The organism is Kiloniellales bacterium, from assembly GCA_030064845.1.
Lineage (GTDB): Bacteria > Pseudomonadota > Alphaproteobacteria > Kiloniellales > JAKSDN01 > JASJEC01.
Genome location: JASJEC010000009.1, coordinates 24026 through 36489, shown reverse-complemented (window position 1 = coordinate 36489; position 12464 = coordinate 24026). Strand labels below are relative to the sequence as shown.

The 12464-nt window shown below is 68.9% G+C and carries 13 protein-coding genes; 3 read left to right on the top strand and 10 right to left on the bottom strand.

Translation table 11 applies throughout. The annotated features are described in order from the left end of the window. The first annotated feature begins 69 nt into the window (after positions 1–69). Entirely contained in the window at positions 70–1023 is a 954-nt protein-coding gene (locus tag QNJ67_05250) for a divergent polysaccharide deacetylase family protein (protein MDJ0608363.1), read from the top strand. A gap of 29 nt (positions 1024–1052) precedes the next feature. Next, a complete protein-coding gene (locus QNJ67_05245; protein ID MDJ0608362.1) occupies positions 1053–1535 on the top strand; it encodes an RNA pyrophosphohydrolase in 483 nt (160 codons plus the stop codon). Here QNJ67_05245 and ggt read toward each other — a convergent pair. The 6 genes from ggt to QNJ67_05215 all read right to left on the bottom strand — a co-directional run bounded on the left by ggt (position 1529) and on the right by QNJ67_05215 (position 7264). Then, positions 1529–3274, bottom strand: coding sequence for a gamma-glutamyltransferase (gene ggt / locus QNJ67_05240; GenBank protein ID MDJ0608361.1), 1746 nt, complete (start codon positions 3272–3274; stop codon positions 1529–1531). The two genes, QNJ67_05245 and ggt, sit on opposite strands and share 7 nt — an antisense overlap. A gap of 149 nt (positions 3275–3423) precedes the next feature. Further along, positions 3424–4464, bottom strand: coding sequence for a Fe(3+) ABC transporter substrate-binding protein (locus tag QNJ67_05235; GenBank protein MDJ0608360.1), 1041 nt, complete (start codon positions 4462–4464; stop codon positions 3424–3426). A 228-nt stretch (positions 4465–4692) separates the two neighbouring features. Next, positions 4693–4911 (bottom strand): hypothetical protein, encoded by a 219-nt coding sequence (locus tag QNJ67_05230; GenBank protein MDJ0608359.1) that lies wholly within the window; start codon positions 4909–4911, stop codon positions 4693–4695. Positions 4912–5117: 206 nt separating this feature from the next. Then, the gene (locus tag QNJ67_05225) at positions 5118–5939 is read right to left on the bottom strand and encodes a metal ABC transporter permease (GenBank protein ID MDJ0608358.1); all 822 of its coding nucleotides are present in this window, start codon (positions 5937–5939) and stop codon (positions 5118–5120) included. Next, positions 5932–6765 (bottom strand): zinc ABC transporter ATP-binding protein ZnuC, encoded by an 834-nt coding sequence (gene znuC, locus QNJ67_05220; protein ID MDJ0608357.1) that lies wholly within the window; start codon positions 6763–6765, stop codon positions 5932–5934. Before znuC ends, QNJ67_05225 begins: the two co-directional genes overlap by 8 nt. Next, positions 6758–7264: a Fur family transcriptional regulator gene (locus tag QNJ67_05215; GenBank protein MDJ0608356.1), complete on the bottom strand. Its 507-nt coding sequence runs from the start codon at positions 7262–7264 to the stop codon at positions 6758–6760. The genes znuC and QNJ67_05215 overlap by 8 nt, the downstream gene beginning before the upstream one ends. Before the next feature lie 96 nt (positions 7265–7360). Between QNJ67_05215 and znuA the strand changes: the two genes are divergently transcribed. Next, on the top strand, positions 7361–8506 hold the full coding sequence (znuA, locus tag QNJ67_05210; GenBank protein ID MDJ0608355.1) for a zinc ABC transporter substrate-binding protein ZnuA: 1146 nt from the start codon (positions 7361–7363) through the stop codon (positions 8504–8506). 254 nt (positions 8507–8760) lie between these two features. Here the strand turns inward: znuA and QNJ67_05205 are convergent, their stop codons facing one another. From QNJ67_05205 to QNJ67_05190, 4 genes are read right to left on the bottom strand one after another with little or no spacing between them, the layout of a single operon-like run. Next, a complete protein-coding gene (locus QNJ67_05205; GenBank protein MDJ0608354.1) occupies positions 8761–9360 on the bottom strand; it encodes a hypothetical protein in 600 nt (199 codons plus the stop codon). Between the two features lie 53 nt (positions 9361–9413). Continuing rightward, entirely contained in the window at positions 9414–10358 is a 945-nt protein-coding gene (locus QNJ67_05200) for an Hsp33 family molecular chaperone HslO (protein MDJ0608353.1), read from the bottom strand. Continuing rightward, positions 10346–11266, bottom strand: coding sequence for an ornithine carbamoyltransferase (argF, locus tag QNJ67_05195; protein ID MDJ0608352.1), 921 nt, complete (start codon positions 11264–11266; stop codon positions 10346–10348). The genes QNJ67_05200 and argF overlap by 13 nt, the downstream gene beginning before the upstream one ends. 1 nt (position 11267) lies before the next feature. Then, positions 11268–12446, bottom strand: coding sequence for an aspartate aminotransferase family protein (locus tag QNJ67_05190; protein ID MDJ0608351.1), 1179 nt, complete (start codon positions 12444–12446; stop codon positions 11268–11270). Positions 12447–12464: the final 18 nt, after the last annotated feature.

Below are 12464 nucleotides of genomic sequence, written 5' to 3'. Positions count from 1 at the left end.
GCTGACCTCACCGTCGTCTTGGCCCGCAAACAACCAGATAGAAGCGCGGGCACCGGCCGCCGCGGCACCTTGCGCACCGCGGGCCGCGGGTCCGGAACCGCCGCTTGGATCAGGAAGCCCCTGGCGATCGCCTGGGGCGCCTTCCTGATCACGCTGCTCGCGGCCGGCGCCTACTTCGCGGCGGCCTACCTGGAAGGCGGGCCGCGGCGCGGCGGCGAGATGACCCTGGCCCTGGAATCTGCGGCGGGCGCCGAGGCGACGGCGCAGACCGCGCGACCGGGCAGTCCGGCGCGGTCCAGGGCACGGGCCGGCGGCACGCCGCGCATCGCGGTCATCGTGACCGGCCTCGGCCTGGCGAGGGACGTGACCCGGCGCGCCATCGAGGAACTCCCGGCCGAGGTGGCGCTGTCCTTTTCGCCCTACGCGAAGAACCTCGAGACCTGGTTTCAGCTGGCGCGGGACAAGGGGCACGAGGTGCTGCTCGACCTGCCCATGGAGCCGCTCAGCTTCCCCAACGACGATCCCGGGCCCAAGGGCCTGCTGACGCTCTTGGATTCGGAGCAGAATCTGGAACGCCTGGACTGGGTGCTCTCCCAGGGCACCGGCCAGACCGGGGTGGTCGCCGCCATGGGCTCACGTTTCCTGGCCTCGGAGCAGAACCTGAAGCCGGTACTGGCGGTGCTCCAGCAGCGCGGCCTGCTGTTCGTGGACAACGGCAGCAGCGCCCAGAGCGCGACGCGACGCCTGGCCAAGGCCCTGAACCTCTATCACCTGGTCAACGACCAACCTCTGGACGACGGGCGTCCGAGCCGCGCCTCGATCCGGGCGAGTCTCGAGGCGGCCGAGCAGCTCGCCTTGACGAGGGGCACGTCCGTCGCCTTGGGCCGTCCCTATCCCGCGACGCTCGAGGTCATCAGCGCCTGGGCCGCGGGCCTGGCGGGCCGCGGCCCGGTCCTGACCAATCTGCGTACGCTGGCCGGCGTGCCGCCGGCGAAGGCGAAACCGCCGGGCGAGCAGGGATGACCGGCAAGGAGAGGGTGGCCGAGGGCGAGATGCGCGAGCAGCCGGCGAAGGGCTACCGCCTCTGCGTCGGCCTTATGCTGCTCAACCTGGAGAACCAGGTCTTCGTGGGTCAGCGGCTGGGGACCCAGAAGCGCGCCTGGCAGATGCCCCAAGGCGGAATCGACCCCGGCGAAACCCCCGAGCAGGCGGCGTTGCGCGAGCTCGAGGAGGAGATCGGCACCGGCGAGGCCGAGATCATCGCCCAGTCCGCCGGCTGGCTGCACTACGACGTTCCCGCCAAGAAGCGGCCCAAGAGCTGGCGCGGGCGCTTCCGCGGCCAGAGCCAGAAATGGTTCGCGCTGCGGTTCCGGGGCCGCGACGGAGACATCAACCTGGCGACCGACCATCCCGAGTTCGCCGACTGGCGCTGGGTCGCGCCCGGCGAGCTGCCAAGCCTGATCGTGCCCTTCAAACGCGCGGTCTATTCCCGGGTGCTGCAGGAGTTCGCCGCGCTGTTCGAAGGGGATCAGTAACCCAGGCTGAGCGCGCCCGGACGGCGCGGATCGGAGGCGCCGACGAAGCCGTCCTGGGCCCGGCCGACGGTCTGCGTCGACCCCATGGCGTTGCCGGCCGCCAGCTCATGGCCCTTCACCGCCAGGGCCTTCAGGGTGTCGGGGCTCAGCCCGGTCTCAATCCGCAGCTGGTCGGGCAGCCATTGGTGATGGATTCGCGGTGCCGCCGAAGCCGCCGCCACGTTCATGCCGTGGTCGACCACGTTCATGACGATCTGCAGCACCGTCGTGATGATCCGGCTGCCGCCCGGGCTGCCGGTCGCGAGCAGGGGCCGGCCGTCCTTGAACAGGATGGTCGGCGTCATGGAGCTGAGCGGCCGCTTGCCCGGCTCGACCGCGTTGGCCGCGCCGCCGATCAGGCCGTAGGCGTTGGGCTCCCCGGGCTTGGCGGAGAAGTCGTCCATCTCGTTGTTGAGCAGGATGCCGGTGCCGGCGGCGACGATGCCGGTGCCGTAGCTGAAGTTGATCGTCGTCGTGTTCGAGACGACGTTGCCGAAGCGGTCCATGACCGAGAAGTGGGTCGTGTCCTCGCTCTCGTAGGGCGCCGGGTTGCCGGGCTTGATCTCGCCGGCCGGCCGGGCGCGGCGGCGGTCGATCCCCGCGGCCAGCTTGCGGGCGTAGGCCTTGTCGGTCAGCCCGGCGACCGGGACGCGCCAGAAGTCCGGGTCGCCGAGGTGCTCGCTGCGGTCGGCGTAGGCCAGCTTCATGGCCTCGGCCATGAGGTGGATGGTCTCGGCCCCGTTGTGGCCCAGCTCGCCGATCGGATAGCCCTCGAGGATGTTGAGGATCTGCACCAGATGGACGCCGCCCGAGCTGGGCGGCGGCATTGAAGCGATCTCGACGCCGCGGTAGCGGCCCCGGACCGGCGCCCTGACAACGGCGCGATAGGCGCCCAGGTCCGCCGCCGTGATCAGACCGCCGTTCGCGGCCATGTCGGCGACGATCCGCTGCGCGATCACCCCCTCGTAGAAGGCCGCCGGGCCGCGCTCGGCGATCTGCCGCAGAGACCAGGCGAGATCGGCCTGACGGAGGCGCTCGCCCCGCCGGTAGAGGGCGCCGCCGGGCTTCAGGAAGATCGCCGCGCTGGCCGGCCAGCGCCCCAGGCGTTCCCGCCGTTGCTCGAGGGAACGCGCCAGATCGCCGGTCACCACGATCCCCTCGTCGGCCAGCCGGATCGCGGGCGCCAGCACCTCGGCCAGGGAGAGCGTGCCGTAGCGCTCGACCGCCAGGGCGAGCCCGGCCACCGTGCCCGGCACGCCGACCGAGAGGTGGCTGAAGCGGGCGCGCTTCTGGTCGACCGCGCCCTCGGCGTCGAGGAACATGTTCCGGGTCGCCGCGGCCGGCGCGGTCTCCCGGTAGTCGAGCGCGACGGTCTCCCCGCTCTCGGCCAAGTGAATCATCATGAAGCCGCCGCCGCCCAGGTTGCCAGCTCTGGGCAGCGTGACCGCGAGCGCGAAGCCGACCGCGGCCGCCGCGTCCACCGCGTTGCCGCCGGCCCGGAGAATCTCGACGCCGACCCCGGTCGCCACGGCCTCCTGGCTCGCCACCATGCCGTTCTCCGCGAAAACCGGATGAACGATGTCCCGGCCGGAGAGGATCGCGGCGTCCTGCGCAGCGGCCGGCGGAACCAGGACGGAGAGCGCCAGAACGGCGGCTGTGATCACCCGCGCGCCCGTCGATTTGAAAGCAAGTCGTTTCACCCTGAGGCATCCCCTCCTTATCCCTCGTCCGAGACTAAGGCCGAGGCGGCGTCCGGCTCAAGGGGTGCGGAAGCGACCGAAAACAAAAGGCGCGGGACGGCCCGTCAGAGCCGTCTCGCGCCCCGGATAGCGAGAAACCGACTGGGCGGCTACTTCCAGCCGACCCGGTCGAAGATCATCTGCGCCTCCGGCTGGTTCTCGCCGAAGACAGCGACGTTGACCTGGTCGGTCTTGAAGTCGCCGAGCTTCTGCACCGCCGTGTTGGCGACCACGCCGTTTACCACGGGGTACTCGTTGTTGCCGTCGGCGAGGTAGCGCTGGGCCTCGTCGCTGACCAGGTACTCGAGGAACTTGACGGCGGCCTCCTTGTTCGGCGCGTTCTTGAGCACGCCGCCGCCGGAGACGTTGACGTGGGTCCCCCGGTCGCCCTGGTTCGGGAAGATCCACCCGACCTTGTCGGCGACGCCCTCGTCCTTGGCCTTGGGCTTGGTCATGAGGCGTACGTAGTAATAGGAGTTGGCCACCGCGACGTCGCAGACGCCGGCCGCCAGCGCCCGGATCTGGTCGGTGTCGCCGCCCTTGGGATCGCGCGCCAGGTTCCTCCTGACCCCCTGGGCCCAGGCCTCGGCATCGGCCGCGCCGTGCGCCGCAATGATCGAGCCGAGGAGCGACTGGTTGTAGATGTTCGAGCTGGAGCGGATGCAGATCCGGCCCTCGTACTTGCTGTCCGCCAGGTCCTCGTAGCGGGAAATCTCGCCGGCCTCGAGGCCGCCCTTGCGGTAGTAGATCAGCCGCGCACGGGTCGAAAAGCCGAACCAGAGGCCGTCGGGATGCCGGAGATGGGCCGGCACCTTGGCGTCGAGGGCCTCGGACTCGACCGGCTGGAACAGGCCGGCCTGCTCGGCCCGCCAGAGGCGGCCGGCATCGACGGTGAGCAGAACGTCGGCCGGGCTGTTCGCCCCCTCGGCCTTGATCCGCTCGATCAGGGCGTCGCCCTTGCCCTCGATGCGGTTGATCTCGATGCCCGTGGCCTTGGTGAAGTTCGCGTAGAGCGCTTCGTCGGTCTGGTAGTGGCGCGACGAATAGAGGTTGAGCTCCGCCGCGGCGGCCAGCCCGGGAACCAGCAGGCCGGAGGCAAGCAGCGCGACGGCCAGCACGAGACCTCGCCTCGGCGTTACAAAGGGAACCATTAGGGACGCTCCTCTGTTTATGCGACATGCGATCGCACGAAAATGAAAATCATTCTCATTGCTAATGCAAATCGTTCTCATAAGTCAACCACGAAAACCTCCCCCCTGCCGTTCCAGCAAGGGGCGAGAGCATACCGATCTAGGTTGGTAACAGGTCCAGACGCGGCCGAAGAATGACCTTGATCAAGGTCCTCCGCGTTTCCCGCCGCTAAAGCGGCTTCACCTGGTTTAGAGAGCCGAACTGGCCTCCACCGGGACGGCGGAGTCGGCCTGGGCCGCGCTGACGATCTCCGGGTACTCGAGCGCCGCACGGGCGACGAGGACGAGGAACAGGACGCCGAGTGCCATGAGAGGCAGGAGCGTGCTGCCGAGGCTGGCGCGAGGGCGCGCCGCGGCGGCGGGCTGCAGGGATTGGTTCGATGTCATGGAGGGGATCTTGTCGCTCATGTGAAGAACCTAGGCTGGGGCGGTTATAATCGTCTTAACCGCCTGTAGCCTCGGCGAGGCCAATTGGTGGCAATTCTGTGGTAGTCGGCGGTAGCGAGGCCGACGCCCGGCACAGGGCGGTGTCGGCAGCGGTCGCCGCAGGAACGTGCGGATTTTTCCGGCATACGAATTAGACTTAGAACAGATTCGCGAGGCCGAGGGAATCCCTAAGGTGAGCGGGAGGGCGCTTTCGGCCGCCGCACCCGGCCACGCGCCGGCAACAGGAGGGACAGCAGGAAGAGAGCGCTCGCCACGGCGACGATGGAAGCGCCGGCCGGCGTGTCCAACTTCAGCGAGGCGCCCAAGCCGCCCAGGACCGCGAGGCAGCCGATCAGGCTGGCCAGAATCGCCATGCCCTCGGGCCCGATCGCGAAGCGCCGCGCCGTCGCCGCCGGTATGATCAGCATGGAGATGATCAGCAGAAGGCCGACGATCTTCATCGCGACCGCGACGACGATCGAGATGAGGAGCATGAACACGAGCCGCAGCTGCGGCTCGGGGACGCCGATCACCCGCGCCAGGTCCTCGTGCAGCGTGACCAGCAGCAGCGGGCGCCAGAGCAGGACCAGGGCGCCGAGCACCAGGCCGCCGCCGCCCCAGATCCAGACCAGATCGGCGCGCGTGACGGCGAGGATATCGCCGAACAGGTAGGCCATGAGGTCGACCCGCAGAGTCTCCATGAAGGAGATCAGCACAAGGCCGAAGGCGAGCGTGCCGTGAGCGAGGATTCCGAGCAGCGTATCGGTCGAGAGACCGCGTTGAACCTGCAGCGCCACGAGCAGGCCCGCGGTCGCCAGACAGACGACCAGGATGCCCAGATTGAGGTTGATGTCGAGCAGGAAGCCGAGCGCGATACCCAGGAGCGCGGCGTGGGCCAGGGTCGCGCCGAAATAGGCCATGCGACGCCAGACCAGGAAGCAACCCATGGCGCCGGACACGATGGCGAGGCCCAGGCCGGCGACGAGCGCCCGGACGAGAAAGTCATCCACGTCCGGCCTTCCTCTCCTCCGCCTCGGGAGCGGTTTCCTCATCCAGGTCGCCGGACAGGCCGTGATGATGATCGTGGTGATGGGAGTAGACCGCCAGGCTCTCGGTCAGGCGGCGGCCGAACAGCGCCAGGTACTCCGGATGCTGGCTGATTGCCTCCGGGCGGCCGGTGCAGCAGATGTGGTGATTCAGGCAGACCACCCGGTCGGTAGCCGCCATGACCAGGTGCAGGTCGTGGGACACCAGCAGCACGCCGCAGCCGCGCCGGGCGCGGATCTGGCGCAGCAGGTCGTAGAGCTCTTCCTGCCCGCTGACGTCGACGCCGGCGCTGGGCTCGTCGAGCACCAGAAGGTCCGGCTCGCGCAGCAGCGCTTGCGCCAGCAGCACGCGCTTCAGCTCGCCGCCCGAGAGCGTCTGGACCGGCGAATCGAGCAGTCCGTCCGCGCCGACCTCGGCCAGCGCGCCTTGCAGTGTCGCGCCGCGGCGGGCGGCCGTGGGGGCGCAGAGCGCGAGGAAACGGCCGACGGTGAGCGGCAGCGTCGGCTCGATGTAGAGATGCTGGGGCACGTAGCCGATGGTCAGGCCGGCCTCCCGCGTGACCGAACCGGCCTCCGGTTCGACCAGGCCGAGCAGCACGCGGACCAGGGTCGTCTTTCCGGAGCCGTTGGGTCCGATCAGCGTGACGATCTCGCCGGACTCGATCTCCAGGCTGACGTCGTGGAGCACCGAACGGCCGTCAAAGCTGACCGCGACCGAGTCGAGCCGGGCCAGGACACCGCCCGGCCGAACCGCCCCGCCCTCCGGCACGGTCGGCGAATCGTCAGGCACTGTCCGACTCTCGGCACTCGGGGCAGAGGCCGCGCAGCTCGACGGTCGCCGCTTCCAGCGAGAACCCCAGGTCGGAAGCGGTGCGCCCGATCGCGTTGTTGACCCGCCGGTCGCGCATCTCGGCCGCCGCGCCGCAGTGGCGGCAGATCAGGAACTGGCCCGCGTGGGCCTCGTTCGGTGCGACGCAGCCGACGAAGGCGTTCAGCGACTCGATGCGGTGGATCAGCCCCTGCTCGAGGAGGAAGTCGAGGGCGCGGTAGACCGTGGGCGGCGCCGCGCTCTGGTGCTCCTGGCTCAAGCGGCGCAGCACCTCGTAGGCACCGATCGGCGCGTGGCTCGACCAGATCAGCTCGAGCACCCGGCGGCGCAGCTTGGTCAGGCGCGCCCCCCGTTCCCGGCAGATCGTTTCGGCGGCAGACAGCGCCTCGGCGACACATGCTGTGTGATCGTGGCGCGCACCGCCGAAGGCAGCGGCCCCTGGCTTCTTCTGAAGGGTCATGGCCCGGAGATCATGAAGTTGACATACAACTGTTATGTTATTTTATTACACCCTGGTTTTGAAAGCTATGTTCAGCTTAAGCGCGGGGACGTGAAGATGATGAAGAGACATCTTGGCTATACGACCGGTCTGGCTTTCGCCGCCTGCTGCCTGAGCTGGAGCACCGTCGCGGCCGAGCCGCGCGTGGTCGCGACGATCAAGCCGGTCCACAGCCTGGTTGCCGGCGTCATGGACGGGGTCGGCACGCCGAGCCTGCTGATCCAAGGCGGCGCCTCGCCCCACAGCTACAGCCTCCGGCCTTCCGAGGCCCGGGCGCTCAGCCAGGCGGACCTGGTCTTCTGGATCGGCGAGGACCTCGAGACCTTTCTCGAGAAGCCCTTGGAGGCGCTCGCCAAGCCCGCGACAATCGTGACCTTGAGCACGGCGCCCGGCGTCAAGCTGCTGGACAGCCGTGAAGCCGGCACTTGGGAGGCGCACGGGGAACACGGAGACCATGACGAAGCGGCCCACGACGAGCACGGGCACGACGAGCACGGGCACGACGAGCACGCGAAGGCGGAGCATGGTGACGACGACCACGACCATGACGCGCACGGGCACGACGAGCACGCGAAAGCGGAGCACGATGACCATGACGACCACGGCCACGGGGAGCACGCGAAGGCGGAGCACGATGACCACGACCACGATGCACACGGTCACGATGAGCACGCACACGGTGAGCACAACCTCCACATCTGGCTCGGGCCCGAGAACGCCCAGGCCATCGTTCGCGCCGCCGCGGCCGCGCTGAGCGCGGCCGATCCCGAGCACGCCGCCCGCTACGAGTCGAATGCGAAGGCGCTGCTCACGCGCATAGAGCGGGAGAGCGGCAAGATCGCCAAGACGCTCGCGCCGGTCTCGTCGGTCCCCTACGTCGTGTTCCACGACGCCTACCCTTACTTCGAGCAGCACTTCGGCATGAACGCGGTCGGCTCGATCACCGTGAGCCCCGAGCGCAAGCCGGGCGCCAAGCGGCTCGGCGAGATCCGCAAGAAGATCGTCGATCTCGGCGCGGTCTGCGTGTTCAGCGAGCCGCAGTTCCAGCCCGCCCTGGTCGATACGGTCATCGAGGGCACCGCGGCCCGCGCCGGCTCGCTCGACCCACTCGGCGCCGACATCGCGCCGGGGCCGGAGGCCTATTTCAAGATCATGACAGGGCTCGCCGAGGACCTGCGGGACTGCCTCGCGCCCGCTAGCTAGCTAGCAGGCTCGGCTCGACACAAGGTCCGCTCGATATCGGGTTCTTGGAGCAGTTTCCCCCATTTGGCGGATCGACTCTGACGAATCCGTCAAACCCGGATCTGCGTTAGCAGGGTGAAGAAAAAGCCCGGATCCTTTGATCACGGTCATCCTTCGACAAGCTCAGGATGAGGGTAAGTGCTTGAAACAGCTCCCCCTCACCCTGAGCTCGTCGAAGGGTGATGGTTCCGACAGAGCACCTTCGCTGCGGCCCGCTAGCCGACCAGGAAGCTGGCGATGCCCTTCTTCATGGCCGCCTCGAGCTGCCGGTTGGCGTCGTCCATCAGCTTCTTGGTCAGCTCGTACCACACCTTCTCCCGGTCCCGGATCGAGGCGTCCTCGCCGACGGTGATGCTGCGGGTGGTCTTGACCGATACCGTCGCAACCACGTCGCCGAGATTGGTCAGAATCTCGATATCGATGCCCAGAGTCGCCGTATAGCGCTCGGCCTGCTCGGTCGTGAAGGCGCCGGAGACGCCGCCGGAGGTCTCCAGGTCCTCCTCGGTCACGGCGGCATCGATGACGACGAAGCGCGCACGCCCGGAATCGCCCGCTGCGACCAGGCGGTCCCGCCCCCAGTTTGCGGCGGCCTGGTCGGGGCGGTGGGGAAACAGCAGCTCGACGCGCGGCTCCTCGGACTTGGGCAGAAAGGTCGTCTGCACCTCGACCGACGCGACGTCGAGCTTGATCGGCTTCATTTCGGTGAAGCGCAGCGGTGGATAGTCGTCCTCCGGCAGCTCCAGCTCGCAGGCGGACAGACCGAGTCCGGCAATGACAAGCCAGAGAACCGCGAAAGGCTTGGTCGTCAGGCGCATGGGACCCTCTCTCCTGGCGGTCTTGACGATGGCGGCTATGGGCGGCGCGGGCCTCAGGCCCGATAGATACGATCCAGATCCGAGTCGTGGAAGCTATATTCCCTGTTGCAGAACTGGCAGGTCACCGTCACCCGGCCATCGACCTTCATCTCGGCGATCTCGTCCCTGGGAATAGATCCCAGGACGCGTTCGATCCGCTCCTGGGAGCAGCGGCAGCCCTCGAGCAGGGGCCGTGGCTCGAACACCCGGACGCGCTCGTTGTGGAACAGGCGGTAGAGCAGGTCGCCCGCCGAGAGCCCGGGGTCGAGCAGCTCGGCGTCGGTGCAGCTGGCCATCAGCACCACCGCGCGGCGCCAGTCGTCCTCCTCGCCGCTCGCCGGGGTCGCGCCCGCCTCGTCGGTCTCGGGCATCTGTTGCAGCAGCAGTCCGGCGGCGCGCCAGGAGCCTTCGATCCGGCTCGAGGACAGCTTGACCGCGGTCTTGAGCTGCTCCGACTGGCGAAAGTAGTGCTGGAAACAGTCGGACAGGCTCTCGCCCTTCAGCTCCACGATCCCCTGATAGCGGTCGGCGTCCGAGCCCCGATCGACCGTATAGGCGAGAGAGCCCTGCCCCATGAGGTCGCCGACGCTCGGCCGGGCGCCGCCGGCCGGGCTCAGGCCCTCCACCGCCTCGCGGTCGAATTCGGCGTAGCCGCGCAGCACGCCTTCCGAGGTCTGGTCGACCACCATCAGGCTGACCGGGCCCTTGCTCTTGGTCTGCAGGGTGAAGACGCCGTCGAACTTCAGCATGCTGGAAAGCAGGCTGGCCAGCGCCAGCATCTCGGCCAGATAGCCGGCGACCGCGTCCGGATAGTCGTGGCGCGACAGGATCGTGTCCGCCAGCGGGCCCAGGCGGATCAGCCGGCCGCGCAGACCCGGCACTTCCAGCACGAAGGGCTGGAGCAGGTCGGGCCGTTCATCGAGGCTGATGTCGGACTCCTGGCCCATCAGGTCATGCACCAGAGCATGATGCCCTTCTGCGCGTGGAGGCGGTTCTCGGCCTCGTCCCAAACCACCGAGTGGGGCCCGTCGATCACCGAGCCGGTCACCTCCTTGCCGCGCGTCGCCGGCAGGCAGTGCAGGAACACGGCGTCGGGCTTGGCCAGCGCCATGAGCTTGTCGTCGACCTGATAGGGCCGCAGCAGGTTGTGGCGCGCCTCCTTGCGCCCCTCCGCCTCGTCGCCCATGGACACCCAGGTATCGGTGACCACCGCGTCGGCGCCGCTGACCGCCGCTTCCACGTCGGCGCTGACCCGGACCGTCCCGCCCTCGGCAGCGGCCCAGTCCAGCACGTCGCGCGGCGGCGCGAGGGAATCGGGGCAGGCGAGGCGCAGCTCGAAGCCGAAGCGGACCGCGGCGTGGATCCAGGAGGCCGCCATGTTGTTGCCGTCGCCGGACCAGGCGACGACCCGGCCCCCGATGTCGCCGAGACGCTCCTCGAAGGTCATCACGTCGGCCATGAGCTGGCAGGGATGGGTCCGGTCGGTCAGGCCGTTGATCACCGGGACGGTCGCGTGCTCGGCCATCTCCAGGAGCTTCTCCTCCCGGGTCGTGCGGATCATGATGGCGTCGACGTAGCGGGACAGCACGCGCGCGGTGTCGGCCACGGTCTCGCCGCGGCCGAGCTGGGTGCCGCTCGGCTCGAGCACCACGGCCTCGCCGCCGAGCTGGCGGATGCCGACCTCGAAGGAGACGCGGGTCCGGGTCGAGGGCTTCTCGAAGATCATGGCGAGGGACTTGTCGGCCAGCGGTTTGGGCCTGCCGGCCGAAAGGCCGTCGCGCTTGCAGGCCGCGCCGAGCGCGAGGATCTCGCGCAGCGTCGCGCCGTCCAGGCGGTCGAGATCGAGGAAGTGCTTGAGCTCGGCCATGCTACGCGGCCTTGGCCCAGTTCCCCGACACGCGCTCCAGGATGCCGAGGGCCTCCTCGACGTGGCTCTCGTCAATGATCAGCGGCGGCAGCAGCCGCACCACGTTGTCGCCGGCCGGCACGGTCAGGAGGCCCTCGTCGTAGAGCCGCTTGAACATCTCGCCGTTCGGCACGACGCACTCGAGCCCCAGCATGAGGCCGGCCCCGCGCAGTCCGGCGAAGAGCTCCGGATGGCCCGCGACCAGAGTCTTCAAGCGGCCCTGGAGGACCTCGCCGGTCGCCTGCACCTGCGCCAGGAAACCCTCTTCCAGGACCACGTCGAGCACCGCGTTGGCGACCGCCATGGCGAGCGGATTGCCGCCGAAGGTGCTGCCGTGGGTGCCGGGGGTCATGCCCACCGCCGCCTTCTCGGTCGCCAGGCACGCGCCCATCGGGAAGCCGCCGCCGAGGCCCTTGGCGGTCGCGATCACGTCGGGCGCGATCCCGGCCCACTCGTGGGCGAAGAACTTGCCGGTCCGGCCCACGCCGCACTGCACCTCGTCGACCACCAGGAGCAGGCCGAACTCGTCGCAGGCCGCGCGCAGCCCGCGCAGGTAGTCGATCTCCGCCTGGCGGATGCCGCCTTCTCCCTGGATCGGCTCGACCAGGACCGCCGCCGTCTCGTCGTCGATCGCCGAGCGCAGCTCGTTCAGGTTGCCGAAGGCGACCTGGGTGAAGCCGGCCATGGTCGGCAGGAAGCCCTTGAGGTGCTTCTCGTTGCCGGCCGCCGAGAGGGCGGTCAGGGTCCGGCCGTGGAACGAGCCCTCGCAGGCGATCATCTTGTAGCGGCCCGGGTTGCCGGTCTCGTCGTGGTACTTGCGCACCAGCTTTATGCTGCACTCCATGGCCTCTGCCCCGGAGTTGCAGAAGAACACGCGGTCGGCCGAGGAGAGCGCGCAGAGCCGCTCGGCGAGGCGCTCGCCCTCGGGGATGCGGTAGAGGTTCGAGCAGTGCCAGAGCTTGCCGGCCTGGCGGGTCAGGGCCTCGACCAGGTGGGGATGACTGTGGCCCAGCGCGTTGACCGCGATGCCGGCGGCGAAGTCGAGGTATCGTCGCCCGCCGGTCCCGTAGAGATAAGGACCTTCGCCGCGCTCGACCTCAAGATCGAGACGCGCGTACGTGGGCATGAGGGCCTCGCTCACCAATCCTCTCCTCGTGTC